The 23,756-nt window shown below is 40.3% G+C and carries 15 protein-coding genes; 8 read left to right on the top strand and 7 right to left on the bottom strand.

Features of this window, described 5'->3' with window-relative positions; genetic code table 11:
* The first annotated feature begins 31 nt into the window (after positions 1–31).
* Positions 32–568, top strand: a complete 537-nt coding sequence (dcd, locus tag LVD47_RS20380) for a dCTP deaminase (protein WP_236980178.1) — start codon at positions 32–34, stop codon at positions 566–568.
* A gap of 47 nt (positions 569–615) precedes the next feature.
* On the opposite strand, the gene LVD47_RS20385 is transcribed toward dcd, so the two are convergent.
* The 3 genes from LVD47_RS20385 to LVD47_RS20395 are packed head-to-tail and all read right to left on the bottom strand — an operon-like array spanning position 616 to position 3,566.
* Entirely contained in the window at positions 616–918 is a 303-nt protein-coding gene (locus LVD47_RS20385) for a rhodanese-like domain-containing protein (RefSeq protein ID WP_236980179.1), read from the bottom strand.
* Positions 919–922: 4 nt separating this feature from the next.
* Complete coding sequence (locus tag LVD47_RS24170; protein WP_236980180.1) at positions 923–2,824, bottom strand: T9SS type A sorting domain-containing protein; 1,902 nt, start codon at positions 2,822–2,824, stop codon at positions 923–925.
* A complete protein-coding gene (locus LVD47_RS20395; RefSeq protein ID WP_236980181.1) occupies positions 2,814–3,566 on the bottom strand; it encodes a PASTA domain-containing protein in 753 nt (250 codons plus the stop codon). The genes LVD47_RS24170 and LVD47_RS20395 overlap by 11 nt, the downstream gene beginning before the upstream one ends.
* Positions 3,567–4,457: 891 nt before the next feature.
* Here LVD47_RS20395 and LVD47_RS20400 point away from each other — a divergent pair.
* Positions 4,458–7,259 carry a T9SS type B sorting domain-containing protein gene (locus tag LVD47_RS20400; protein WP_236980182.1) on the top strand — a complete coding sequence of 934 codons (2,802 nt, stop codon included), beginning with the start codon at positions 4,458–4,460 and terminating at the stop codon, positions 7,257–7,259.
* A 193-nt stretch (positions 7,260–7,452) separates the two neighbouring features.
* Here LVD47_RS20400 and LVD47_RS20405 read toward each other — a convergent pair whose 3' ends face one another.
* The gene (locus tag LVD47_RS20405) at positions 7,453–10,722 is read right to left on the bottom strand and encodes an amidohydrolase family protein (RefSeq protein WP_236980183.1); all 3,270 of its coding nucleotides are present in this window, start codon (positions 10,720–10,722) and stop codon (positions 7,453–7,455) included.
* A 1,177-nt stretch (positions 10,723–11,899) separates the two neighbouring features.
* Here LVD47_RS20405 and LVD47_RS20410 point away from each other — a divergent pair.
* Both LVD47_RS20410 and LVD47_RS20415 read left to right on the top strand, forming a co-directional pair.
* Positions 11,900–12,724 (top strand): hypothetical protein, encoded by an 825-nt coding sequence (locus LVD47_RS20410; RefSeq protein WP_236980184.1) that lies wholly within the window; start codon positions 11,900–11,902, stop codon positions 12,722–12,724.
* Positions 12,725–12,794: 70 nt separating this feature from the next.
* The gene (locus tag LVD47_RS20415; protein ID WP_236980186.1) at positions 12,795–15,341 is read left to right on the top strand and encodes a T9SS type B sorting domain-containing protein; all 2,547 of its coding nucleotides are present in this window, start codon (positions 12,795–12,797) and stop codon (positions 15,339–15,341) included.
* 132 nt (positions 15,342–15,473) lie between these two features.
* Here LVD47_RS20415 and rocD read toward each other — a convergent pair whose 3' ends face one another.
* Positions 15,474–16,718 carry an ornithine--oxo-acid transaminase gene (rocD, locus tag LVD47_RS20420; RefSeq protein WP_236980188.1) on the bottom strand — a complete coding sequence of 415 codons (1,245 nt, stop codon included), beginning with the start codon at positions 16,716–16,718 and terminating at the stop codon, positions 15,474–15,476.
* 179 nt (positions 16,719–16,897) lie between these two features.
* Positions 16,898–17,491: a dephospho-CoA kinase gene (coaE, locus tag LVD47_RS20425; protein WP_236980190.1), complete on the bottom strand. Its 594-nt coding sequence runs from the start codon at positions 17,489–17,491 to the stop codon at positions 16,898–16,900.
* 142 nt (positions 17,492–17,633) lie between these two features.
* Here coaE and LVD47_RS20430 point away from each other — a divergent pair, with 142 nt between their 5' ends.
* The 4 genes from LVD47_RS20430 to LVD47_RS20445 all read left to right on the top strand — a co-directional run bounded on the left by LVD47_RS20430 (position 17,634) and on the right by LVD47_RS20445 (position 22,516).
* Positions 17,634–18,104: a pyrophosphohydrolase domain-containing protein gene (locus tag LVD47_RS20430; RefSeq protein WP_236980192.1), complete on the top strand. Its 471-nt coding sequence runs from the start codon at positions 17,634–17,636 to the stop codon at positions 18,102–18,104.
* An 83-nt stretch (positions 18,105–18,187) separates the two neighbouring features.
* Positions 18,188–19,594: a redoxin domain-containing protein gene (locus LVD47_RS20435; protein ID WP_236980194.1), complete on the top strand. Its 1,407-nt coding sequence runs from the start codon at positions 18,188–18,190 to the stop codon at positions 19,592–19,594.
* A gap of 57 nt (positions 19,595–19,651) precedes the next feature.
* On the top strand, positions 19,652–19,888 hold the full coding sequence (locus tag LVD47_RS20440) for a hypothetical protein (protein WP_236980195.1): 237 nt from the start codon (positions 19,652–19,654) through the stop codon (positions 19,886–19,888).
* 381 nt (positions 19,889–20,269) lie between these two features.
* A complete protein-coding gene (locus tag LVD47_RS20445; RefSeq protein ID WP_236980198.1) occupies positions 20,270–22,516 on the top strand; it encodes an FG-GAP repeat domain-containing protein in 2,247 nt (748 codons plus the stop codon).
* 75 nt (positions 22,517–22,591) lie between these two features.
* Here LVD47_RS20445 and LVD47_RS20450 read toward each other — a convergent pair whose 3' ends face one another.
* On the bottom strand, positions 22,592–23,695 hold the full coding sequence (locus LVD47_RS20450; RefSeq protein WP_236980200.1) for a serine hydrolase domain-containing protein: 1,104 nt from the start codon (positions 23,693–23,695) through the stop codon (positions 22,592–22,594).
* Between the last annotated feature and the right edge of the window lie 61 nt (positions 23,696–23,756).

Consider the following 23,756-nt stretch of genomic DNA (forward strand, 5'->3'; position numbering starts at 1 on the left):
TTTCTTTGCGAAAAGCAATTAATCCAGTACTATGATTTTAAGTGATAAAAGTATATATGAATCTATAAAAAATGGGAAAATTGTGATTGACCCATTTAGAAGGGAGTGTCTGGGGACCAATTCCTATGATGTTCACCTGGGGAAGTGGTTAGCATACTACAAAGACCATATTCTGGATGCACGGAAACACAACCCTATTGAATATTTAGAAATTCCGGAGGAGGGTTTTATTCTACATCCCAATACTTTGTATCTCGGTGTCACGGAAGAATATACGGAGACACACAATGCAGTACCCTTTCTTGAGGGTAAAAGCAGCGTGGGCCGATTGGGTATAGATATTCACGCAACAGCGGGTAAAGGGGATGTCGGTTTTTGCAATACCTGGACACTGGAAATTTCCTGTACGCACCCGGTACGGGTTTATCAGGGAATGCCCATTGGTCAATTAATCTATTTTACCGTAGAAGGAGAAATAGAAAATTATTACAATCAAAAGAAAAATGCCAAATACAACGAACGAACGATTAAACCCGTCGAATCAATGATGTGGAAAAACAAATTTTAATTTCATTGTAAATGAATTGTTGGGAATATAAGTATGTATTTTAATTATTATCCCTCAATTTCATTTTGCCAGGCTAGCATTCCTCCTTTAAGGTTTAAAACATTCTCAAATCCATTTGTTTCCAGGAAGACCTGTGCTTTACCGCTGCGGTTGCCTGACCGGCACATAACCACGATCTCTTCTTCTTTCCAGTCTTCCATTTCATCTAGAAAGTCCATTAATTCTCCCAAAGGCATGAGTTGGCCTCCGATATTTGCCTCTTCATATTCATAAGGCTCCCGAACATCTATGAGGTGAAAGTCCTCATTGCTGTCCAGTTTAGCTTTGAGTTGCTGAACTGTAATTTCCATTATCCTATTTTTTTATGATTTTATAAGTGCCAATATATTGATTTTTTTGATAAAGTGATAAAAAATAAATACCACTTCTTAAATCATAAATGGATATGCTCGAAGAATTAATCGTATTGCGACGAATTAATTTACCTGATATATCATATAACTGCCAATGCGATATTTGAATATTTGCAGGTGCTTTTATATATAGTTCAGATGAGGATGGATTGGGGAAGATTGAAATATTCCTATTAATTTTTTGATTGGCTTTGCTGCTGAGAAATTCAGCTTGCCCGACCACCGGCCTCATCATTACAGCCCCTACATTTAGGGGCGAAGCTTCAGCTACATTTTGCCAGCCACCTCCTACATCAAAAAATATGAAATTATTAGCATCTATCTGGTTTTTGTCAAATCCGAAAGGGATGAAATCCCTGTCATTACCCTGAGGGTGTTCCCATCCAATATAAAATTTACCCTGTGGTAGAAGTATACCTTCTTCTAAATAATCTTTTAATATATATTCGGTGAAAGGTTGATAGTATGTTCCCTGTTCGGGCTGCAATCCTGTAATTTTGTAGTCGGGTTCTTCTTTAAGTTCTCCAATATAAATTAGTAGATTAAATCTCTTGTCCGTATAATCTTCAATAATGTAGGGAAATAAAATACGGACGGATTGAAGGGAATCCGGTTCAAATATTTCATATTCCGTAGCGATTTTGGCAACGATACCGTTGCCGTTGTAAGTAGCAAGGGAAGATTCGACGGTTCCGTCATCGAAGGCTATATAATTTGCGAGTTTCGTCGTTCTTTTTACATTATTATTAGCCTGGAATGCCGGGAAATTATCTTCAGACCGAAGAACATATTCATATCGGGATTCGAGTACGAGAACAGAATCATTCGTTTCTTCAATATAATCACGAATGGAAAAAGTAGGAAAAGTATTGGTAAACTCGGATAAACCCGGATCTATATTCCGTTGGTTTACTTCCACGATGGGGGGAATTTCCAGCAAAGAAGCATCCCGAAAGAGTACTTCTCTGGTCCTTGCATTGACAATTTCAAACAAACTGGTATCAATGGTGTGGCGATCACGTGAATTGTTTTGAAGGGAGATAGGCAGCTGATTGTTAATTAGGTCATCGCTGTTTTTTAACTGTTTTAACGGATACGCAGTATAGGGATATAGGACAAAAGGAGCAGGTGAAACAAACGATACGTCATCTACATATTGATCAGGCTGTTGACGAGTTACCATCACATAGTCGATATGCCATAGTGATTCCAGTCCTTTATTGGAACTGTAATTGCGAAACCTGAATTGAAAGTTGCTGTGGAGAAGTGAATCTGAAATGGCAGTGGAAAATCGTTGGAACTGCGGGGCTGGTTGGGTTATATATTCTTCTTCCAACCCCTCGAAAGTATGCAGATTAACCCAGTTTCCAACAGGTCCTTTGCCTTCGAGTACTAAAGAATCCTGGACACGGGGGATAAATCCTATTCCTTTGCCCTGGATATAAAAAGACAAATAGACGGTGTTTTCTCCGGAAAGATCTATAGGTTGTGATGTCAAAGTATCAGAGCTTCCATTTCTTGGATATGGAATTCCTTCTGCATTGAGACCGTCAAAGGTTGCCACTCCGTATGACGGGGGATTAAGGGGTAAGTTTTGGTTAATAAATACCTGATTATCTGTCCACAAATTTGGGTTGGGGTAGGGGCCCGGATTCGAAAAATCATCTACAAAAGGGAGATTTACGACCTTTTTGGAACGAGTAGTCGGTTGTGTCCCAGGGTTGGATAATTCTATGTTTCCGGAAACAGGGACCTCACCAATTGTTTGCGCATTGGAATTTTTAGGTTCAACAATTACTGAAAACAATACCACAATTATTAAAGAAATAAGGTTAATCTTCACAGTTGAAAGGTTTTGTCGATGAAAGGAAAATCTGAATGGTATCACCCGTGAGAATATTTTCACCGGCATCGGGCAATTGATCATAAATGAAAGCCCCATATTCATCCTCCAAAAGTCCGTCTTTAGTAATTTCCCCTATTACCAGGTTTAAGTTTTCGACGTAAAAGGTTGCTTCGGAATATGTTTTACATATTAGGTCGGGCATGACTATTGCCCCTCCGATGTTTTTAGAAAGGATAAATTGAAGTATATCTCCTTTTTCGATTTCTATATTATTTTTTCTTCCCTCCCTGGATATGATAGTATTCCCTTTGTACATTACTTTTAATATCTGGTCGGGGGCACCCTGGTCATATTCGTAACCTACTATTTCTGAAGTTAGCTCAAAGGATTGTTCCAGTTCATTTTTCTTTCTTTCAAAATCTTTCCCATACAGTTCAGGAATCTGTTCTACTTTTATTTTATCAGGAGTATATTTGGAAACAGTAACGTATACCTTTCTTCCTTTCTTTACTTCGGAATTTTTTAAAGGATTTTGATCGAGAACAATTCCGCCAGGCGTGCCTACTTCAAATAGAGAATCTTCTACTACAATTTGCAATGACTTGTTTTTGGCTAATTTCAATACCTCGTTCATGGGCATTTCTACGAAGTTGGGTAATACCATCTTCTCACCGTGGCGTGTATAAGCACGCAATCCAAATTTAACTAATAAAAAAACTCCTACAATAAAGAGGAGCATAAATATTAAATTTTTCTTTAACATAAAACAAATATATGGGTTTATCAGGGAAAAATCACAGAAATTTCCGGGGTTTGGGATTGATGAACGGTAAAATTAGTAACGTAAAACCTGAATTTATAATTATGTCATATCTCCATTTTTTCCCTGTAGGTATATTGCCAATGTTATCCTTTATTTTCTATTTCACTGTCTATTGTAGTGTTTCATAAAACATTATAAATAATTAAGTAATGAAATATAGTGAAGCCCCGAAGGTGGCGCAATCACAAAACGATGGGTGAAGCCCATCGCTATGGGATATGTTTCAAGAGCCCTGAAGGGTTGTAATCTCATGGCTTTCGCCCTTTCTGGGCTTAGAAGAAGATATGCATGTCTGCCGTAGGGCTACACCCTACGTTGAGAAATTCCGCCCTTTCTGGGCTATCATTTTATTTATAAAAACTTATGAAACACCACACTATTGATCTGTTTTAAAAATTATTATAGTTAATTGGTGGCAGCAACCACTGCCCCGTAATTCAGGGTAATCCATTGATAGTTAATGTGCCCCTGTCGTGTCCGTCGACTCTGGCGAGTGCACGGACTCCGCTTGAGGCTCCAGAGTCGCCAGTCAGGATACATGCAGGCATTTATCGCCTGAACGCCAGCGCGACCACTCTGCCTTCGCACATGGCTCTACTGCTCCAAAGGGATCACTTTGTGACAAGTGGGAGGCACAATTAATTATATAAACTTATGCTAGGTTATGCCGCAAATACGATAGACGTAATATTTTGGAGAATTGTATGTTTTCAAAGAATTGTTACTCTTTATAGTGAAATATGCTGATGTTTTTTGATAGAATATGCATTTTTAGTATTATTATACTATAATATATTTTTTATACTTATGAAATGGCTGTGTGTATTAATTATTTTCTTTTTAATATTTGAAAATAGTGCTCGTAGCCAGGAGGTATATACCATCAATAAAGGACAGTTTTACAAGTATAATTTATATACCTGTCAAAAGGAAGAGATGCCGGGACTATCAGTTTTTATTGGAGAAGGTAACACTTTGCGAAATATGTTTTTTCATCCCGATGGTTTTGTGTATGGCATATTTAATGATTCATTACTGATTCGTTATCATCCTGTAAAGCATAAAACTGAAACTGTAGCTGATATTTTTGATTTAATTGAAATGCGAGAATACAGTACTTCTGTATATGGTATTGCTATCTCAGAAGAGGGTGTGTTTTATTTATCCCCCAACCATTTTGTATATGACTACGATGTTCGAAACGGTGATATAAATGAAATTATTTATGAAGGAGATCCGTTTTTAATACTTACCGGACTGATTAGTGGTTTTTACGGTAATTTGATATTTCGGGAATTAGCAGGAGACGAATATGTAGTTTGGGACCCCGAAGCAGATACTGTAAAACGATTTGAATTTGAATCATCTCTTCCTATGGCCCGAAGTAGTGGTAGAAACGGACTTCTTTATGAAAAATGTGGTTCTAGGTATAATATTACTCATGTGAGGAATTCAGTAAGTACTTCTTCTATTTTTGCCATAATTAATTTTGACGAACAAAAGTATTCGGCCAGGTGTCCTGAAGCTGCAAGTAGTTTTGCAGCCAAAATTCCCTATTATAGCATTACAGATCCAACTATGTTCCGCCAATCACCGCTTCGAATTGACCTTGATGCAGACAATTCAACAGGGCATATAGCGGCAGGGTATTATGATACACTTACCATGTGCCGGGATGATGTACCGATAGTGGATGAAGATATAGAGCTTTCTGCTTGTGATGCCGAAATTGATTATATCTCCTTCCGGTTAAAATATTATGATGATCCTTATATAACAAGTGAGTATTTGGATGTACCGGGAGGTAAACAGTTATCGGACTCCCATTGGATATGGGAGAACCCTCATGGTAGTGATGAGGATAAAATCAAAGAGTTCCTTAAAAGTATCCGTTACTATGCCCAATGGACCGGAGGGAAACAAAAAGAGAGAGTAGTAATTACCACGATGCATGTGGGAGAGGATAGTACCTCTTCATGGTCCGTAATGGCACTGGAATCAGATGAAGTATTTGCAGGGCGGGATACGATGGTAGAATATTGTAATCCCGATTCTACCATTGACCTTACGACTTATCTCGAAAAAGGAGTAGATAGGGAAAATGGCCGTTTTGAGCCGGAATTGTCTGGCTCGGGAAGTATTTTTGACCCCGGTACTGATCCTGATGGGCCGTATTTTTATATTTTGGAGAAGGATGCTTGTATAGATACAGCGGTATTGACGTTAGAATACGTTTCGCTTCAGAACCTGTCTTTTGATACGGTGCGTATGTGCCCGGGGCAACAACTACAGGTCGGGTTTCCCCCGGGCTTGTATGATCGTGTACAATGGGGAGAAGATACAATAGGAGATTCTATTTTACTGACCGGAAATGAAAGTAGCATTTTGCCCGTTGAATTGTCTGCTATGGGGTGTGTTATTGTTGATACCATCAATATTTTAGTAGAAAGTGATTACAGTGCCGTAAAAGACACCACGATACTATATTGTGGAGGAGAATCTTCGATTGATTTGGGTAAATATTTGCCTTATCCGGAATCCGGAAGGTTCCAACCGTCTTTGGCAGAAGGCCACTTAATTTTTAGACCTGGTATCGATGATCCTGGTGAATATTTGTATATCGTAGGTGAAGGGGGCTGTGCGGATACGGCCAGTGTAATTATGGAAATCCGGGAACTTACAGGCCCTGAAATAGCTAATATTACCTTATGTCAGGGCAGCAACAAGCGGTTAGGTGTGCCTCCGGGTGAATATGATTCAGTGGAGTGGTGGAACGGAGAGACGGGAGATACGACTTTGTTGGAGTCATCGGAATTGGTTGATTCGTTGTGGGTTCGGGTAACTCTCGGATCTTGTTCGGTTGTTGCTTCATTTGAAGTAAATATGGTATTGGAGGAGATCCGGTTTCCGGAATGGATAGGGGATACTGTAGAAATTTGTCAGGATAATCCGTATTTATTTCTGGATTCGATGTTGGATTCGCTGATTGTAAATAGTCGGGATAGATATGTCCCACCCGCTGATTCTATTTATTTAGATAACAGTGGTTATTATCTTTTGAAGGGGTATAGAGGAAGTTGTTCGATCGAGAAAGAAATTTGGGCAAATATAACTCCTGACCTGGGAACAGAATATAGTGGGGAAGTGGAATGGTGCCCGGAAGAAGAATCCCAACTAACCTTACCTGAAGGAACTGATTTTACATCCATGTGGGAGGGAGGAGAGACAGGTGCTATAAATATTACAGCAGGGGGATTATATCCGTTTGTCATACGTACTGAAAATTGTGTATATAATGGAGAATACAATGTAATTCTCCCTGAAGACTGCAAAGAAGAGGATTGTAAAGTAGTAATTCCCAATGCCGTATCCCCTAACGGGGACGGGATAAATGATGGTTTAAAAGTCTATACTCCAGGCTGTGCCGGTATTGAATCATTGGTCCTGTGGGATAAATGGGGGAATAATTTATTTTCTTCAAATGGGCCGGAAGTCGGATTTGAAGTATGGGATAGACTACCTCCGGGGGTGTATTTGGTACAAGTGATCGCCATAGATCAAAATGGGGACTCATTTGTTGGGTCCGGTTCCGTATTGGCCATTAAATAACGTGAGCTCGACGAATAATTGATTCTGTCATTTTTTTGCGAAAAATGCAATGCGCAAGGCATCACTTTGTGGAAATCAATGCCAGAATCGACATCTTACCTTGATTTCCACCCTGGGTGCCAACCCAGGGTTAATTATATTTCGCTCCTTCAGAGCTCTTTTTTCTCTGCAGAACTCACGTTAAATAAACAAATCAATGCATTCCACAACCACATTGTCCGGGGAGTTTGCCGTGTGAATCCAATTGACCCGGTGCGGTGTAGCCACTTCCTTTTTCCTGGAAATAAAAATGGGGGGCAGGTTGTTGTGCCGGCCAAAGCTGCTTCATGGTTTCACTTTCAAATACTTCACCATTAATTACCGTATATTCCAGGTCCCGGCTATTGTGGATGTCTTCCAGGGGATTGCTGTTAAGAATGAGAAAGTCTGCCAATTTCCCTTTTTTCAGACTGCCGATTTGATGATCCATTCCGAGGTATTGGGCTCCATTCATTGTTGCCGCTTTCAGGGCTTCGTGATTGGACATTCCTCCAGAGGCCAGCATCCAGAGTTCCCAATGGGCACCTAATCCCTGCAATTGGCCATGGGCGCCCAAATTTATTTTGACACCGCTTTCTTTCAATTTCTTCAGGCTTTCAGCGACTAGCATATGGCCGTTAATATATTCTTCTTCGGGGATTTTGGTCCTGTGCCTGGCCCGGCTGTCCAATACAAATTTTGGAGTGAAATTCAGGAGTTTTTCATTTTCCCAAACATTGGATTTTTGATAATAGTAATATTCTCCTGTAATGCTTCCGTAATTCACAATGAGGGTTGGAGTATTATGGCTACCCGAGGCGGCCCAAAAGTCAATGACATCATTGTATAACGGGGCGACAGGAATGTTATGCTCTATTCCCGTGTGTCCATCGGCAATTTGATTCATATTGTGATTGAAAGTCGAACCTCCTTCGGGCATTACCAGGATATTCTCTTTTATTGCAGCTGAAATAACTTGTTGTCGTTGGTCCCTGCGGGGCTGATTATATGATTTTACACTAAAAGCCCCATATGCTTTGGTTCTCCGGATGGCGGATAATGCGTCTTCTTTACTGTTTATCACCGCTTTGAAATCACCATCAGCACCGTATAATATCGTACCGGTAGAAAATAACCGTGGACCTTTCATCTCCCCGGCCCTGATCATTTCGCTGTGTGAAAAAATCATTTCACTGTTGCTGGACGGATCGTGTGCAGTAGTTACACCATACGCCAGGTTGGCCCAATAATACCAATTTTTTTGAGGACTAAGGCCATATCTGAAGTCTCCAAGATGGCCATGCACATCTATGATCCCGGGCATAATGGTTTTGCCCTTGCAGTCTATTACTTCCATTTCTTCCGGGATCGTTAGATCCTGGCTTCTTCCGATTTGTTCAATGGTATTACCATTGACTATAATGGTTCCATCTTCTAATATCTGATCGTTTTCCATGGTAATGACTCGAGCATGGGTGAATGCGATCCTGCTATCGGGTTGAGCGCTTTCAATATCGAGGTGAATAGAGATGCCGGTGGTGTCCATGGGAGGGAGGCTGTCCCGGCTTCCTTCGAGGAATGTAAAGCGGTCCGTTAGTTGGTCCGTAAAATACGTCTCCCCCAGCATCCAGTGCAGTTCCTTGCTATCGGCACTCCAGTGGATATTGATTCCTGCATCTTTGGCGACTTGTGCCAGGGGAAGGCTTTTCATGGAATGGTTCAGGGTCAATTCCTTCCCGGATTTGGGCAACGGTGCAACATACACTTTGTATAATTCGGACCACGCTATCCATTGATTATCCGGGCTGGGGACAAATCGATGCGCATATTTGGCTTCATATAATTTTTCCGATTTCCTGCCATCCAGATCAATTTTGTGAAAACTTTTGTCGATTGATCCAAACAAGTAACCTCCCTGCTGATAGTAAATAAAATTGTCGTCTTTTGAAAATGAAGGGAACTGCCCGTCTTCAGTTACCAATTTCTCATTGGTTCCGTCTGTATTCATTATGTGAATGCCCGGATCGAGCGTATAGGTATAACCCTGATGGATATTGCCGCTTTCTTTCCTGAAAACAATTTTGCTTCCATCATTAGAGAAGGATGGATTTCGGTAAATTCCTTTGTGGGAAGTAATTTGGACCGGCTTGCCACCATTGAGATCCATGATCCATATAGCTCCCTTTTCAGTATCAGACCAACTGACGAAAACCAGTTGGTGCCCGTCTTTGCTAAAGTTGGGTTCGAATAGAAATGGCTCCATATCCACGAGTACCCGGGGATTGCCATTGGGTAAGTCTTTTTCCCACAATTTACCCAATGCGCTAAATATAAGTGTTTTTCCATCCGGACTGGTCTGTGCATGGCGGATAACTTTTGCCCGGAAATGCTGCGTAAAAGCGTCGTTTTGGAAAGATAAAGCAGGAACTATATCTTTTTTTGCTTTGACCTGGAAAGGAATGGTCTTAGCTGTTTTATCTTCAACATTGACTTCCCAAATCTTTCCTTGCGACCAGATTATGATAAATTTGCCATCGGGTGTCCAGTCAAAACCCGGATAGGTCCCGAAAATAGCCCAGGCTTCCTGCTGGTCTTTTGAAAGTCTTTTCCAGATTGGAAATATTTCACCTGTTTCCAGATCGAAGATGTTAAGTATTGATTGAGTGCCCACTCTCCGGACAAAGGCCAGTTCCTTACCCGATGGGCTGACCTGGGGGCGGGAAGAACCACCGGATATATGTATCAGCGTTTTGGTTTTTCCGCTTTCAAAACTATATCTTTTGATGGCGTAGATGGTCTTGTTAGGGTCTTTATTGTATTGAAAGCTTCCACCGGGGTAGACATCTTCACTGTAGTACATGTATTTCCCATCCGGTGATATGGTTGGCTCATTGACGTCTTGTTGGTCGTTTTTCCTTTTCGTCAGTTGAATACCGGATCCACCTGTTTTGTGGTACATCCACATTTCTCCGGCACCGAGGGATCGGCCGGAGGTGAAATGCTTCCTGGCAACAATATAATTACCATCGGGCATCCAATCGCCGTTATTGAGAAGCCGGAAACTTTCCTCCGTTATGGCCTTTGCATGGTTTCCTTTCGTGTCCATTACCCATATATTGTCACCGCCACCCGCATCACTGGTGTATAAAATTTGATCCCCTGATGGACTGAATCTTGGCTGTATGTCCCAGGAGATACCTTCTTTTAGGGCTTTGGCCATTCCGCCTTCACGCGGGACCGTATAGATATCTCCCAGTATATCAAATACGATGGTATTGCCATCCGGGCTCACGTCCAGATTCATCCAGGTCCCTTCATCCCAGGAAAACTCGTAGGATTCATAGGGGAGGGGCGGATGGTTAACATTCCATTGGGATGTGTCTGATTGCGCCCCTAAATGGATAATCAAAAATAGGTGGATGATAAGTGTGTATAATAATTTCATAGCTCTCATAAATGTTAGTCCATGCACTTTTTTGTGTAAATATGGAACACAAAAATAAGAAACTATTTTCATCCAATTTTTTGATATCCGTTACCGGTGATTTCTGCTGAAATTTTAAATTCACCTGTAGCATACAGTCTGATTCCTGGCTCTTGCCATAGGTGTAATTCTGTGACAGACTTACTTGCTCACCGGCTTGTAATCTGTCTACCAGTCCTAAGTGGAAACCGGATCGTTAACCCGCGTATAAGACACATGCAGGGAAAGGGCTGGAGTGCCGAATTATTGCCGTATGTATCACAGAATTTTCCTGATATAAGTTTGCGCTATCTAAAAAAGTAATTTTTTTTTGCATTTACATTGCTGTAAATATCATTATCAGCAATTTCTACTGAAAATTTTTCTTCGTTAAAACTCCATTTGGCCTGTTCGAGTTATTATTTTATTTGTTGCGACAGGGTCCCGAAAGGGTCTGTCCCGACCCCCGAGGGGTTGGATTCTATTAGCGATTCGTCAAAACGATTGTTTCGACCTCAGAGAGGTCGGATAAGCTCCCATTCTTCTAAAATTCTCCCTTCCAATTTTTGGGTTGGATTGAACATCAAATAGTAAAACAGGTAATCCGACACCCTCCGGGGTCGCCGATCCTGTTTTGCGCGTCCTTCTAACTCATTTTTACCTCAAGTGAAATTGGGATCTTTACCCCGCGTATAAGCCACATGCAGGGAAAGGGTTGGTGAGCTGAATTACTGTAGATTATGTTAGAGCGATTTCCTGAAATAAGTACCTTTTTGATTATCTTTTTTTCTACTATTAAAAAAAGTAAGATTTTTATGAATTTATATTGTTGTGTATGATTATTGCAAATGGTTTATGTAATATATTGATTATCAGTCTATTTTTGAAGTTGCTATTTTTATATAGACAACAATGTTATTACCAAATTATATTCTTGATATTGATTTAAATTTATTTTTTAGATTTATAATTTTGATTTTATAGAATTTTCTATACTTTTATCAAAGTAATTAATTTGTTAATACTTAAATTTTTTAGATTATGAAAAAATCACAACTTTCAACTTTCAACTTTCAACTTTCAGCGTAAATTCTTTCTTTATTTCGGGTTGATTTTCAGTTTTATTTCTTTGTTTTCTTGTCAGCAAGAAAGTGATATTGTGCCTTCTCCAAAAACCATTACTATCGAAGAGGAGAATGGTTACCTCGTTTTTAAAGATATTGATCAGGTAAAAGACTTTTTACAAGAACGTGATAAATACTCGATTCCGGATGGCTTTGTTACTTTGAATAAGCGGTTAAATAACTTATTGGCGCAGTATCATAATGACGGTACTGAAATAGAAGACTTATCAAGTTATTATAAATTACCAAAAGGTTCTTTGCCAAGATCATCTTTTCGGTTTCATAGTTTTGGCCCCATTTTGAATACGGACCATCTCGTGAAGATCGGGAATGACCTTTTGAAATTTGACTTTGACGAATTGAAATCGGCTAATTCTTCTGCAATAGAGTCCTTTGAAAGACAAGATTTTGAAATATTGAAAACAACTTCTACACGAAAGTATATGGTGAAACCACAGACCCGGGACTGGGAAACAATAGATGTACCTTGTGGCAATGCTTACTTGGATATGCAGGAACTATATGGAAATATTTTCGCTTTTATGGGAATTAATTCCGAATATCCTATGCAATCAGGTTGGACGGTAATTGGAGTAGATAATGGAGGTACCATTTCTTACACCGGCTATTCTACTAATATACCGGTTGATGTATATCCCATGCCTTCAAGTTATGACGGTGAAGAAGAATGGCCTCAGTTAATAGGAAGTGGTATCGCACCATGTGGGAATAAAACGGTTACTTTGTATTTGGATGACGCTCGTGCCGATTGGTTAGGGTTTATAAACGAGGAAAATGATCACTGTGGTGGGTATAAGCTTCTTGGGCAAATATCAGAAGTCATGAATCGTTGTAATTAGTGGAGAGCTTATATCGTTTATGAAAGGAATTTTGAGTAGCAGGTACATATTTTTGAAAATTAAAATAGTAATGATATTCATCTGGATTTTTTCCCAGATGAATATCATTATTTCACAGGAAGACTGTTTTGGAGCTTCTATGGGTCAGGATATTGTGATCTTGAATCCTGATTTTTCAGATGATATCTTAGATGATCGGACTGGTGTGTTGTGCGGAGGAGGAGGGATTTCGGTTAATTATAATCAGGACTTCGATTATATTGATACCGACTCCTCGACTCAATCCGGTGTCAGGTTACTGGTTTTTACTTCAGATCCGGATCTTGATGGTTGGACAACCCTGGATAAGTTACTTGAACATCCTGGATTGTTAACAGATGAAGAAGGGAATCCCCTGGTCGTTGGTTCGGACAGTTCTTTCAGGATTGCACCCAATGGTCCACGTGATACCCCGTTCGGCTTAACACGGCCTTCTCGCGTATGGCTGGTTCCGGTTATCATACATAACATGGAGCCAGGACCGGGTGGATCATATTTTGAAAATGATTGTATCTTTCTTGTTCCTTCCGAATCGGTTTCGATAATAATGGTGAATAGTGATGGTCCAAATCCAGAGTATTTTGAATATAGTCGGGAACTTGAGCAATTTTTATTTACTATGAAAGGCGGTTTACCGGAATATGATCCAGAAATATTTGAATACTATTTTCATGTAGTTGATGCAATTTCAGGAGATTCCTTAGATATTATCCGACATTCAAGGAACGTATTTGGATTTAGACCATTGAATATCAAGAGAGTTTATAACATTCTAGGGGGAACAGCTAACGGTCCTGGTTGTGATGGTAGCATAATTGGGTTGCCTCTTTCCATACCACAACCGATTCTTTATATTCAGGATACCGCCACCTATACAGGTGAACAGGTGTGCCTTCCGGTAACGGTGGAAGAATTTGTAGAAATTGATTCTTTTACCTTTGCGTTAAACTGGGACCCGGAAGTATTAGCGTTTAGCGATATCGGGGGAATTGATTTCACTACTTTTTCTTCCGGGCAGTTTTCCTATGATTACAATGAGGGGGAAGATTTTGTCACCGTTACCTGGACCGGTGGGGATGGGCCCGTGACCCTGGATGACGGGGCTGTGTTGCTGGAATTGTGCCTGGATGCAGTAGGGGGAAACGGGGACCGCAGCGATGTAAGGGCCGAAGGGAGCGACCACCGTTTTTATATCGGGCACGAATATCTTCCTCCGAATATAGGTGAAGGTACGGTCCGTCTGGTTACAGAAAACTTTATCGATTTTTCGTATTCGGAGATCTCCTGCGTTGCTGCGGCTACCCGCCGGGTCCATGTAGTTTTTTCAGTAGTAGGAAAGTACCCGCCTTTTACGGTATCCCTGGATCCCGAGTACGGCGGGCCATTTACCCTGGAAACCAATCGCGATACCGTTTATGCGATACCACAGGGGGATTATACTATTACGATTACGGATTCGGAAGGGAACCAGGGGATAAAAGCGAACCAGCGCATCGAATCCCCGGGGAATTCTTTTGATCTGGCCATAGATGATATTCTTACGATGGATCTACTCTGCCACGGGGCGGCCACCGGGCAGATCGGCCTGGAGATCTCAGGTGCTGATATTGCGGATGTAGATCTGTATTATTCCACAGGCGGGGATACCATAGCATTGGACAGTTCTTTAATTAAAAATCTTGAAGCGGGATCGTATCATATTTGGGGAAAGAGTACTTCGGGCTGCGCCGATACGGCTTCTCAAACGGTCACCCTGTTTGACCCTGTGGCATTGGAAGCTTTAGTGCCGGACGGGGAGGTCAATTGTGATGATCCGGGTTTTATGATTGATATCTCTGAGGGCGTTGCAGGTGGTTCGGGAATATTGGAATATTCTTTGGATGGGGGACAGTACCATGCGTTGTCTTCAGATACAGTGCTGTACCCGGGAAGTTATACAATACAGGTTCGCGATGAAAACGGGTGTACGGTATCGGATGAATTTAGTATTATCTCATCGGGTTCGCCGGTATCGTTTTCGTTTGAAGTAGGAGGGGATACTTTATTTGTAGAAAAAGACAGTCCTTTTGATGTAATGGCCGATGTAAATTCCGGAGATGGTGAGTTGGAATATGATTGGCTTCAGGACGGGGGACAATTGCTTGGGTCGGATCAAAACCAGGCGGAATTTGTGTTTGGAGAGAACGGGATTGTGGAATTAACCATAGCAGATCCCGGGGGATGTTCATTTACCGATATACTGCCTATCGTTGTCAGGGATAAGGAGGAAGAAACGGATGTTGATATTACGATGGCTAATGTCATTACCCCCAATTACGACGGAAGGAATGAACGTCTGACGATATGGCCAGTGCAGGATGTCAATACGGTGTATAGAATGCGGATTTTTGACCGGTACGGAAATTTGCTATGGAATAAGGAAGGGCTGAACCCTGCTGACTTGAAACAAACCGGCTGGAATGGTGAAACGAGTAATGGCCAATCGGTCCCGGATGGAATCTACCTGGCCATAGTAGATATCGAAATGAACAATGGGGAAATAGTACAGATTTCCGGGGATGTGTTGTTAATTCGGTAAGTGGATGTGTGGGCTTAGGAATGAGTCTTTTTTGGGCCGTCAAGTGGGGGGGAGAAACCTATTGATAAAGCCTTGTGGAGTTTACTCCAGGCAGACCAACGTGATCGCCTGGAATGCAGGGTGGTTTACCCCTTATTTCATAGGCCATTCTTCTGTAAATAATTCTTTTAATGTATTCACTATAATTCTACAGCATTCTTTTATTTCCTCTTCTGTAATAATCAATGGAGGGGAAAACCGGATGATATTCCCGTGAGTGGGTTTGGCCAACAATCCATTTTTAGCCAATTGAAGACAGATTTTCCAGGCAGTATCAGACTCCGGGGAATCGTTGATCTCTATAGCATTCATTAAACCCTTTCCCCGCACTTCCCTGATAATGGGGAATGTATCTTTTTGTTGGGTCAATTCATGCCGAAACAGTTCTCCCATTTTTTGAGCATTTTCCGCCAGGCTTTCATCTTTGAGGACCTGGAGGGCGGCCATTGCGACGGCACAAGCCAGGGGATTGCCTCCGTATGTAGAACCGTGTTCCCCAGGTTCTATTGACAACATTACCTCGTCATTCGCAAGTACAGCGGATACGGGGTATACCCCTCCCGATAATGCTTTCCCCAGGATCAGGACATCCGGTTGAATGTTTTCGTGGTCACAACACAGAATTTTTCCGGTCCGGCACAATCCCGTCTGGATTTCATCTGCTATTAACAATATATTATGATCCCTGCATATAGCGGAAGCTCTTTTCAAATATCCGTCATCGGGAACTATTACCCCGGCTTCCCCCTGTATAGGTTCTACTATAAAGCCTGCTACATCCGGTGATTGGGCAGCTTTTTCCAATGCTTCTATGTCATTGTAAGGAATCACGGTATACCCGGGTAGGAAAGGACCAAATCCCCGGGTACTATCGGGGTCTACGGATGCACTGATCGCCCCTAGTGTCCTGCCGTGAAAATTGCCCGAAGCAAATATAATCCGTGCCTTATTGGTGGGAATATTCTTGTGTCTATAAGCCCATTTTCGACAGAGTTTTATGGCTGTTTCTACCCCTTCAGCTCCGGTATTCATAGGAAGGACTCTGTCGTAGCTAAAATATTGGCAAATGTATTGGGCGAATTTCCCCAAAAGGTCGCTGTGGAAAGCTCTTGAAACGAGACTGAGTTTTTCGATTTGTGCTTTTAGTGCATTGGTTATTTTGGGGTGATTATGTCCCTGGTTAACCGCTGAATATGCCGACAAAAAGTCATAATATTTTTTGTCTTCCACATCCCATAGAAATACTCCTTTTCCTTTGGACAATACTACAGGAAGGGGATGGTAATTATGTGCACCGTATTTATTTTCTAAGTCGATGAATTTTTTTGAGTTTTCCATTGATCTGTAAGATTTGGAATCCAATATAATGCTTTGGAATGGATCGGCAAAAACATGATTATTGGGTGTTTATCTTGTGTCGCTAATTGTCTGCATGGTATAAATACATAAATATGCTTAGGGCCCCATGGCATACAACGGAGGACTAACTGAGTGCCAGAAAGGAAAGATCAATGGAATTATTCCCAATCCAACAATTTGGAATGAATTTCCAGTATTTGTGGCAGAAGGGGTATGGTGCCGCTATTATCGATAATATAATCAGCATACGAAAGTTTTTCTTCTTCTTTCATCTGGGAATTGATTCGATTTCTCACCTCGACTTCTGAAATAGTATCTCTTTGCATGACCCTTTGAATCCTGATTGGTTGTGGAGCGGTTACGACAATGAGGAAGTCAAGTGATTTATAAGATTGACTTTCAATAAGCAGGGCCGCTTCTTTTAATGTATATTTTGAGCTTTGAAAGGAATGCCATTCTTCGTAGTCTTGGCCTACTGCGGGGTGTACGATATTATTAATTTTTTTTCGCATATAAGGGTTGTCAAAAACAGCTTCGGACATACGTTTCTTATTAATTTTCCCATTGGGCTGGTAGATATCTTTTCCCAGGAGGTTAATCAGGTCTTTTATTAAATCAGGAGAAGAAACCATAAGCATAGTTGCCCTGATATCCGCTATATAGGTGGAAATCCCCAGATTGTTAAAGATTTGAAGGCAGTGGCTTTTCCCACTTCCTATTCCACCGGTTATTCCAATTTTCTTTTTTGTCATTCGTGAAGTACAAGTTACATTTGATAACTCAAGTTATATAAAAAATTGTTTTCTTATAAAATTGTTATCTGAATTGGATGGAGAAGTTGAATGGAATTATTATTATATTTTTGCACATTTACGATAGATAAAAAAATTGAATATGAAATTTAAAGATCCTAATGCACTTAGTTCCGTTGCCGAATTCCACGATACTTTTGGATTACCAGTGGTGGAAAGTCCTGGGATTCCTTCCAAAGAGCGGTGTGAATTGCGTATTAATTTACTACAGGAAGAACTCAATGAATTGGCTGAAGCGATAAAAGATAAAGACATTGTTGAAGTAGCGGATGCACTAAGTGATTTACAGTATGTACTGTCCGGAGCCGTATTGGAATTTGGATTGGCAGACAGATTTAAGGCGTTGTTCGATGAAGTACACCGGTCAAATATGAGTAAGACCTGTTCTACTGAAGAGGAAGCTCATGAAACGATTCGGCACTACAAGGATACAAAAAAGCAGGAGGGGTATGTGGAACCCAAAAATGATAAGTTTATTGTGTACAGAAAGGGGGATGGGAAGGTTTTGAAATCGGTGAAATACAGTGAGGCGAACCTTAAAAGCATCGTTTGACAGGCCAAAATATATAGAAAAAGTAAGGATTTCGAAACAATAATTTTACTGAGTTTTTTATTTTAAAATAAACATTATTCTCAATGAAATACTTATGGCTTTTATTCGGAGTGTTTTTTCAATTTTCTCTATCAGCGCAGGAAGAGGGATATAAGGTGGATTTACATCTCGATAATGCCCAAAGTGATAAAGTTTTCCTCGCATACTTTTACGGGGATAATCAATATGTGGCAGATACGGCATTCAAAACGAGTGAGAACTTATTTCAATTTAGTGGAAGTGAAAAATTGGGTAAGGGAGTTTATATGTTTGTATTGCCCCCGGAGAATACCTTTTTCCAAATCCTGATAGGAGATGACCAGCATTTTAAAATTACTGCTGACGCGAATAATATAACGCCTACTATTTCAATTGAAGGTTCCGAAGACAATAATGTATTTTATGATTACTTAAAATATTTAGATTCTGCCAGGAAGGTAAAGACGGATTTGCAGGAGAAAATCCAACATGCGGAAACGGATACCGAAAAAGAAAAATTAGAGGAAGATATAGTTGATTTGGACCGCGGGGTATTACATTTACAGGATGAAATAATGGAAAAACACCCTGAGTCTTTGAGCAAAATGATGATCGCTTCAAGTAGGGAACCACAGATTCCGAAATATGATGATGAAGATGAGAAAGTGCGTCAAAAGAAATCCTATCGCTATTATTACAATCACTTTTTTGACAACCTGGATTTAAAGAATGAGGCTATTTTGAGAACACCGTTTATCCACAAAAAAGTGATGACCTTCTTTGACCAGTATACACCCCAGGCACCTGATTCTCTGAATAAATCGATTGATTTGTTTATGGGTAAGTTGGAAGAGGGGACCGATGTTTACAGGTATTTTCTCGTTAAATTACTAAATAAATATGCCAACCCCAAAATGGTGGGACAGGATGCTGTATACGTACATATCGCTCAAAACTATTACGGGAAAGGGAAGGCTCCCTGGATTGATGAGGATAAATTGACAGAAATCCTGGACAATGCGGAGCGTTTTAGTTATACTCTTATTGGTAAACCTGCGCCCAATATTGAATTGTATGATATTGATGCCAAGAAAAAATTTAAAATATTAGATGTCGAAGCCCGGTATACGGTTTTGATTTTTTGGTCATATGCATGCTCACATTGTGAAGAGGTAATGCCTACCTTACCTGAAATTGCCGAAAAGATAGATGACGAATCCATTAAAATAGTAAATGTATGTACAAAGGCAGATGATCCCTGTGGGGAATTCCTGGATGAAAATAATATTCGTCATGTTGGGATCAATTCACTTCCTGTCAGTTCGTATGGAAGGTTGTACGATGTACGGTCTACTCCGAAAATTTTTATTATAAATGAATCCGGCAAAATTGCATCCAAGGGAATTGGATTTTCACAAATACCTGAGGTAATTGAATTACTCAAAAAAGAAGACTTAAGTTCTGTAAATTAAGTGTTCTCTTTCCTATATTTTTTTGAGTCTTTAGATAGGAATTTTTTTATCAAATTTTTGTCGCATTTTAAAGGAGAAAATGGTCTTTATAATATTTTGGGATCATTCGAGGATGCCAGAAATATTGTACAGGACCAGGAACTCAAATTGGCAGAAGATCCACCGGTTCAATTGAAAAATGAAAAGTCTAATTTGATCAAATCTGTAATATATCCACTCAAATCTATTGTGCATTCTCCGTATAAACCTTACCTAAGGCATGAGAGTTACCAATTGTACCCACTTTCTACGTGAGTATCTACCGAAGGTGCGTAAGGACGGCACTGTCCGAAAATGTCCCGGCGGGACAAAGAATGCGTAGCAATAGAGTAGAGACATTATATCGCGTGCCATAGGTACGCTACAGAAGATAAAGGGAGTAGGATTTAACCAGAATGAGATTGTTAAAAAAAAGATATGTACCAACGTTAGCCTTAGTGAGTTGGCAGTCTTTTATCACCGTCATTGAGCGCAAGTCAAGCTTGTCCCGAGGGTTCTTTGGGGTGAGCCGAATAATTTTTGAACCGTAACATTGGATAATTAATAGAATCAAATGTAATTTTGAATTAAACTTTTAGGAATAGTTGATCCTTGTTATAAAATTTTTTAGTTCATTTGGTATTTGAAATAATTGCCATGTTATTAATTGTGAAGTTGAGATTACCCAATTACATATTATTTGCGGTAGCACTAATAATTAGTTGTTTTGAAATTGGGATTACGCAAAACCCATTGAAAGAAAAATCCTCGGGGAAAGAATTCCCCCTGTCCTGGTACCGTCCTGTGGACCAGCCTGTATTTACTAATCAATACGGGAATAATCATGATGCCATTATATTTAGGGAAGAGGGAGGGGAATATCCTTATTATTTGATAATCAGCCATGAAAAATCCGCAGCCCATCTATGGAGAGCAAAGGAATTTACGTGGTCCAGTGAAGATTGGGAATTAGTTTCTGATCAATATATTATTGATAATTACTATGAGTTCGACGATGGTGTAAAGGTAGGTGATCGTTATTTTATATACGAGGGTGGAAATGTTTATACTTTTTCGGGTAATTTGGAGGATGGCAATAATAGATGGGAAAAGAGTGGAAGTTTTCCAGTTGAGAAATGTGATGATGTTGGTGTCTATTATGAAGATGGCTGGTTTCATATTTTCGGAGAATACGGAGAATTCCCACATGGTCCCGATGGAACGAGTTTATCTCATTATCGATCGAGAACAGGATTGGGAGAGTGGGAATTAATTGATGAAAAGGCCGTAGACCCCAATCCCGATGGCGGACATAAGTATGGTGTAGGCGATGCAACAATAGAGAAAATAGGTGACCGGTATTATTTGTTCTGTGACCGGGAGACAATGAACTCTCCTTATAGAATTATTGCCTGGACCTCTAAGGATATTAATACTCCTTTCCAATTTCTGGATGTTGTTATCGAACCAAGATCGGATCAAACGAAAGATTGGGATAATCATCGGATTCAGGACGGAGATATAGTTTTTGTTCCTGAAAAATCCCTGTATGCCATGTTTTGTAATATGAAAGATGTTGATGGTACCCCGGGACCTTCTGCAGGAAATAATTTTGAAAGTAGCCATTTGGGTAAAGGGGAGACCAGAGTGGTGGGAACTTTTTATCTCGATAGTTTTCAAGAAGATAAAAGGGATTCATGGCCTATGCATGTATTGGATAAGGATCCTCCTTCGGGATCGGATGGGGTGAAAGTGGCAGATGTAAATAATGATGGATTTAAAGATTTAGTATCCGGATTTGAGGAGGGAGGAACCAGTCGTATTTATATTCATCCGGGGAATGATAAGGTTAAAGGGGGCTGGGAATATGTTGAACTGCCTTCTCCCGATGTTGAAGATGCAGTTTTAGTGGATTTGGACAAGGATGGTCAATTGGATCTGGTTACAGCATCGGAGGGGAAAACAAATGAAATTCGTATTCATTGGGCGCCAGATGATAAAGATCAATATTTGAGTTCAATAAAATGGAAAACAATGTCGATTCCAGTTGTAAAAGATTTATCTTCCTGGATGTATATCGTTCCTGCTGATTTGGATGGGGATGATAATTTAGATCTTATAATCGGTTCCAAGAGGAAAAGAGGACTTAAAGGAAATGACAGGGGGTTCATAGGATGGTTACAATCACCCGATAACCCGAGGGAGATGGGGCATTGGAAATTTCATTCTCTTTCGAAAGCCGGATGGATAATGTCCATAGAAAGGACGGATATGGATCACGATGGTGATTTGGATATTTTGTTGTCTGACCGAAAAAATAGTTCTAAATCCGGTGTCCGTTGGTTGGAGAACCCGGGAGTAGAGGAAGATTTGATGGACGAATGGGAATCCCATACGATTGGTGTGGGAGATGGAGAACCAATGTTTCTCACCCAATATGACCTGGACAGTGATGGACAAAACGAAATACTGGTGCCTGACCTTTACAAAGGTTTGACGATATTGAAATGCGGAAATGACCCAAAACAGAAGTGGGAAAAGCAAATAATTCAGTACCCCGAATGGTCCGGTACCAGGGGGAAGGCAGTAGCGGTAGGAAATATTATAAATAATGAAAATCCACATATAGTTCTTTCCTTTGAGGAGGAGGGAAAGGTGGAATCCTTGCCTTTTGAAGAATATGTGTCGATCGGTAAATATAGTGTGATAGGTGCTTATGCGCAAGGCAATCCGATTTCAGGTAACTGGAATTTTTACAAAATCAGTGGATTAAAAGGAAGAAAATTTGACCTTGTAAATTTAATAGATATGGATGGGGACGGGGATATCGATGTTTTGACCAATGATGAGAATGAAGAAGGAAATGGACTCGGAGTTGTGTGGTATGAAAATCCCAGTCAATAAAATTTTCAGCGGATCTTTTATTAGTGGAGACAAGATATTCTTGTTGGTTTTGTGGATTAATAGAAATGTTGAACATCAATCCATAATCTGATCCAAATATTCCCAGACTTTATTATGGAATATTACGGGCACTAAAGAATCGGAAGGTGCTTCACCCATCCTGACAACCACCAGGTTTTGACTGGGAATAACATCAAGGTATTGCCCGTTTTTTCCCGCTGCCGTAATCATGTCTTGAGCCGCATTGGGTGCAAAACTCAGTGGTAAGATATTTGTAGAACCCGGAAGAACGATCTCATCCTTGCCATTTAGCCACCATAGATATCCGTATGAAGGATTGAAAGGCTGCGATGTCGTGGTCATTTCTTTGAAATAATTTTGGTCGGATAAAATAATTTTTTGATCCCAGGCCCCTTTGTTTAAAATAAGTATTCCAAACCTGGCCATGTCTCTTGCTGTACTCCAATAGACATTATTGTCACCGGTCATTACCCAATTCCCCTTAAGCCCGATCGTCTGCTCCAGCAATTCATCTGTTAAAGAATTATAGTCCCGGTTACTTGCATTTTCCAATACTTTTCTCAAAAGTGTATAAGGAGCGTTGTGATAATACCACTGCGTACCGGCATCAACACCGTACTTAAGGCAACCTGGTGTAGTGCAATCCAAATTATCTTCTTCAATAGCCAGACCGGTTGTCATAGTTAGCTGATGCCTGATCGTTATCAGGTCCTCTTTATTTTCAGGTAAAGATGTCCAGCCCTTTCCCAGAAATTTTGAGGTCCTGTCTCCTATGTCAAGTAGTTTGTTTTGTTGAGAGAGTCCAACCAATAGTGATGTAAGTGATTTACCTGCCGATGCCCAGTACCACATCGAATTTTGGTCAAAATCACCCGTTTCAACTATTTTACTTCCCCAATACTTTTCTACGACTATTTTACCATCTTTAAGAATCAGGAATGCCCGTGTGCCGTTTTCAGAGAGGTAATTATATAAATTTTCCATCACGCCGGCATCCCAATTTAGCTGTGCAGGTGATTGGGTTTGCCAGTTGTCTGAATCCAATGGAGGGAAATAGATTTCAGAGTGGTTTTCGGTGGGGCTAATGTTGGAATCTCTTTCGCATGAAATAAGTGCAGTATTAAAAATTAGAAACAAAAATAGAATTAGTAATCTCATAATTGTAAATTTTGTTCTTTACTAACTAGATGTAATTGAATACCGGAAGTTTAATTCCTGC

It is taken from the genome of Membranihabitans maritimus, from assembly GCF_021729145.1.
GTDB classification, from domain to species: Bacteria; Bacteroidota; Bacteroidia; order Chitinophagales; family Saprospiraceae; genus Membranihabitans; species Membranihabitans maritimus.